Below are 5451 nucleotides of genomic sequence, written 5' to 3' on the forward strand. Positions count from 1 at the left end.
TATCGACAAGAACTTTTAATGACAAAAAGATCATTTTCTTCATGATCTACTTTCAATTGCTTTGTATTCTCTCTCACTTCGTCTGCTATCCCTCGTCCTCGGCGCTTCTGAGTAAGAAATAAACTTTGCTCCTCCATAAAGTTCGTCTCCTATTGTGCCTTTAAAATCTACAATTTCAGTATAGCAAAAAAAACTACCCTTGTGTGAAAACTGTGACATTTGGTCGGTGAAACGGTATTTTTGGTAGTATATTTAAAAAAACTACCACTTCTTATAAAGTTGGTAGTTTTCTATAATCTCTATTTATTCGGGAGTGGAAAATAATCTGCCTTCTAAAAGCTACTTACACTCTTATCTAAAGCCCCTTTTTTATATCGCTACTTTTAATTTACTATTCTTCTTTTCTTGCAGCACTAACACAGATTACTCCAAGAAATGCTAATATCATAAATCCTACATACATCATAGGGTTTGCTGTATCTGCAGTTACTACTGATGAACTTGCTTGTTCTTTTTTTTGTGTTGTTGTAGTTTCGCTTGGTCTTGGTGCAATTTCATCTGATGTCTTATCTTCATTTGGTGTTTCTGGCGTGTTTGGTTCTACTGGAGCTTCTATTTTAATCCACTTCGCATACAATGTTGTATCTCCACTTATTGTATCCTTTACGAAATCCCATTTATCCATAAATGTATTATCATCTAAATACCACCCTTTAAATTCATATCCTTCTTTCGTTGGTTTTGTTGGTTCATTTATATAATCGCCTATGTTCATTCCTGTTTGTGAAGCAACAGAGCTTCCTCCATTTGATTCAAAGATAGCTGTATACCTATTAATAGGTGTTTTTTCCTCCCAGATTGCATATAAAGTCATATTACTAGTTATAGTAAGTGTGTCTCCTTCTTCATATTCAACACTTCCTTTAGCTGTTGTACTCCATCCTTTAAATGTATAACCTTCTTTCTCTAAATCACTTTTACCTAGTACTTTTACACTAGCGCCTTCATCATATGGACTAGCACTATCCACAGGAGCCGTTCCTTTTGTATTTTCATTCCCATCATATGTTATCGTATATGTAGTAATTGGTTCATTTGCTTGGACAACTAATTCAAACGTCATTGGTTTACTTCCTTCATAACTATGAACACTTGTATTATTAAGCCCTTCACTATCTTCACCTTGTGACCAAATATATAAACTATAGTTACCCTCTTCTAAATCCGAATTATCAATTGTAGATTTTATTCCTTTAATCTCTAACTCGTCAGGGTTTGCTCCTTTACTTGTTCCATAAGCGACAATTTCACGTTCTCCACTTGCATTGGTGCGAACAATTTTATAAGCTAAATAGTCACCTATATAATCATCACTTACTACTTTGAATGAACTTCCAGATTCTAATGTTAATTTTGATGATGAATTAATTACTTCATCATTTGTACCTTTCAATGAATTCAATTCTACATTATCACTTACCAGCGTTAACTTATAGTTAGTTAAACTATCTTTTCCCACTGCATAATTCCAGAAAGAATCATTTTCTTTATCTGCTTGGAATTGATCTGATAGGGTTGGTGTTTCTCCAATTATTTCATGTGTCATTAAAATTGTTTTTGGATCTAACTTTGTAAGCGGTCGTACTCCTCCATTTGCATTACGTGCTGATGCGTGAGACACATTTCCTGTAGTTCCTGATACTACATATACTCGTATAGACCCACTATCTGTTCTCATCGCTTCTGGTGAGCGTGTCCAATATCCTGTGGTTGTTCCATATTTTGTTGTAGATTTAGCCAAATCTGAACCTGCTGGTCCTAAACTATAATCTGTAGAGCCATCTGTCGCAGATAATGCTCCATCTGCATTCCAAAACACTTTATTGTGTCTAGCATGCCCGCTATACGACATTATAGCACTTGGCAAATACACATACTGATTTGTCTGTGCCGTAGGCCATCCAGAAAATGCTGTAAAATATCCCGCAAAATAACTTTCCCATGTCCCTTGTGTATAACCTGAATTGTATGTTTTTATACTTCCTGGATTTTCTATCAACACTTCTGAATTAGTCGTTGTTCCTTGTGCAATGAAATAGGTAGATACTGTAGATGGTGTTATTGCATTTAGTTCTGCATTATAAATTGTAGAGCCATTATCTGTAATTTTGAAACTCCCTAAAAACCCATCTCTATCTGCTGGTTTTTTATATCCATATGCATTTGGATTCGATAGAACTGCTGAATTGGGTGCATAATAATCATACAAATCCTCTTCATTCAACCATTCTCTTACATATGATGTATCGTATGCTGCTTCTCCCGAAAAAGTACTATAACTATAACTTTCAACACCAAATCCAGAAAATACAGATGTATCCAATACATATTCACTAAACAGTGTTAAACTACCATCCATAGTACTGCCAGTGACATTACCATCTTCACCTACTATTCTCCATAAAATAGGAGTTACTTCGCCCTCTTTATTAGATGCATTGGTTCTCATTTGACTATAAGAACCAAAGTAAACTCCATTATTTTCTAATTCATTAAAATTAACACCATCATACACTTCGCCTATTGCTGTTGAATCTTGCACTGGCATGGATGCTAACATCTCACTTACACTAAAACTTGTTACTGCTATTATCATAGTCAAAGCAACTACGATTCTTCTTTTAATATTATTTTTTATCATATTTTATTGCGCCCCCGTAATATTGATTTTAATAATTTGATACTATTTTATAGCATCTATTAATTAGTCTTTATTTTTTCTGTTTTCGTTCATTTTTTTTAAAAATAATGAAAACATTAAATACTTGTTTTATTAAAAAAGACATCATAATCTTAGCGTATCATTTTATTCACTTCGTGTAAATAGATTATTCTCAATCTTGAACACACTCGTGTAGAAGTTCAATATATTTTAATTCAATTCATTTTCCCATTTCTCCTCTTCCTATTTTAAACAGCAAAAAAATTCATCTCCTATTGGCCTTTAAAATCTACATTTTTAGTATAGCAAAAAAACTACCACTTCTTACAAAGTTGGTAGTTTTCTACAATCTCTATTTATTCGACTTTTCCACATTCGTATCCAGATGCTTTAAGATCCTTTACTATCTTTTTCACATCTTTGTAATTATCAAGGCCAAGATTTTTCATATCCCCTTTACTTACTTTTGAGATATCTGCTTCAACCTTTACAGATAATTTCTTTTTCTTCTTATCTATTGAAATATCAAAGGTTAATCCTTTTTGATCAATATCAGGATTTACATAGTCTGCTTCAAATAATTTTTCTAATTCTTCAACATCATGTTCTTCGAACAAATAATCAGCCAAAGCTGCTTCTTTTGTAATGATGATTTTTTCTGCTTTCTTATCACCATCGTATTCAACTTTCACAATTTCTTTTGACTGTGAGTCTCCATAATCTAATTCACAGGTAACATCTGCCCCGCTATTACCTCCACTACATGCTGCCAACAACAGCACGAATGCAAACATCATTCCAACTTTTTTCATTCTAATCCTCCTAGGAATCTAATCTCTTCTATAAAAACAAGAAAGCGAAGAAATGTCAATGACATTTCTTCACACTTCCTATTACTCGTTATCTTCTTTACGTCTTCTTACTACATAGAACATTGATAACAATGCTAATAAACTCATTGCCCACAAGCTCATTATATTTGTAGAATCGCCAGTTGATACTCCTTTTGTTGGTGGCGCAACTGAAGGTTTACTTCCAGCTTGTACAGTAACCTTGATAACTTTTACATATTCTTCACCCTCATGAGTGACACTTAGCATTAAGTCAAATTTTCCACCTTTAATGTCTGTTTTATTGATACTTGTTAAGTGTGGTTTATGTACTACGATATCTTTTGTTGTTGGAATCGCAGCTCTACTTCTTGTATCTACAGTAATTTCAGGTTTTGCTAATTTTAATACTGTTTCTTCGTCTAATGCTTTCGCTTCTTTGTTTGTGATTGTGAAATCACTTGCATCAATAACTAATTTTGTTTTCGTAACCGTTGCATCTACTGTAACCTTTGTTTTAGGTTCTGCTGCAACTCTGAAAGTTGCATAATAGAATCCTTCTTTACCAATGATTGTGTGTGATTCAACTTCTACTTTTGCACTAGAGAAATCAACTCTAGCCCATGCTTCTGCATCTGCTAATGTTATCAACATTTCATCTGTAAGTGCTGATGCTGTCGATGAGTCCATCTTCACATTGTTTGCACCAATGTAATATTTATCACCCTTGATGATCACATCTTTGTTAACAACTTTAATATTAACTGTAACTTTCGTTGTTGGTTCTTCATCTACATAGAATGTAGCTTTATAGTTACCTTCTGCTGCTTTGAATGTTGTTGTTTCCAACTTCACTGTTCCAGCACTCATATCTTTCGTTTTGATTGCTTCTGCATTTGTTAATCTAATAAGGTCTTCATTGCTTGTCATAGCTTGTGCATCTGCTAATGTCATTACTAGATTACTAGCTACTAATACATATTCATCACCTTGGTCAATAATATCACCATCGATTACTCTTGCAGTTGGTTCAACTTTATCTTTTGCAGATGTTGCACCTTTCACTGAAATTGTCGTTTTATAAGTTCCTACTTCAGCTTTATAACCACCGTTGTCTCTTACTTCTAAATTTGCTTTTGGAACAGCAATTCCTGTTTCTTTAACCCAAGCTTGTGCTTCTGATTTTTCTAGAATCTCTGCATCTGTTCCTTTTGCATCTTTTTTCAAGATTACATAGTTATTTGCTTTGAATAAGTAGTCTTCTCCAACAATGATATCTCCTACCGCTACAATTCTTGTCTTACTTACCGTATTGTAATCTTTGTCAGTAACTGTGTAAACGATTGGGTATACACCTTCTACATCTACATTTACAGTTCCTGTTGATTTTACTTTACTAGTAAGATCTCCATCTTCATCATCTGTTGCATTTACTCCATATGTATAGTCATATTTTCCACCTAATGGAATATTAATATAAGTTGGATCAACAGTTAATTCTGGTGCACTTCCTGTTACAACCGTTACATTGATTTCAACCTTTGTTGTTGGTTCTTCCGCTACATAAAGTGTTACTTTATATACGCCAGGTTCTGAATCAACTGTGTATGGTTTTTCAATTGCCACTGTTGCTGCACTCATATCTTCACGTTTGAATGCTTTTGCTTTCGCTCTACTAATCAAATCTTCATCTGTCAATGCTTCCGCTTGACTTCTTGTCAATTGTACATGTTTCGCTACAATTGTGTATTCATCACCATGATCGATAACATCTCCATCTAATACTTGAATGCTATTTTCCACATTTGTCGTTGCTTCTTCATCTACATAGAATGTTGCGTTGAATTTTCCTTCTTCCGCTTTGTATGTAGTCTTACTTGCATCTACCTTAACTTTTCC

At 33.9% G+C, this 5451-nt stretch carries 3 protein-coding genes; all 3 read right to left on the bottom strand.

Features of this window, described 5'->3' with window-relative positions; all coding sequences use genetic code 11:
- Nucleotides 1-391: 391 nt before the first annotated feature.
- Complete coding sequence (locus M2475_RS11140; protein WP_277491594.1) at nt 392-2701, bottom strand: InlB B-repeat-containing protein; 2310 nt, start codon at nt 2699-2701, stop codon at nt 392-394.
- Nucleotides 2702-3078: 377 nt separating this feature from the next.
- Nucleotides 3079-3534: a hypothetical protein gene (locus M2475_RS11145; RefSeq protein WP_277491595.1), complete on the bottom strand. Its 456-nt coding sequence runs from the start codon at nt 3532-3534 to the stop codon at nt 3079-3081.
- Nucleotides 3535-3615: 81 nt separating this feature from the next.
- The coding region (locus tag M2475_RS11150; RefSeq protein WP_277491596.1) for an immunoglobulin-like domain-containing protein at nt 3616-5451 on the bottom strand (1836 nt) is incomplete at its 5' end.

Origin of the sequence: Breznakia sp. PF5-3, from assembly GCF_029504745.1 — a bacterium.
Taxonomy (GTDB): Bacteria; Bacillota_I; Bacilli_A; order Erysipelotrichales; family Erysipelotrichaceae; genus Breznakia.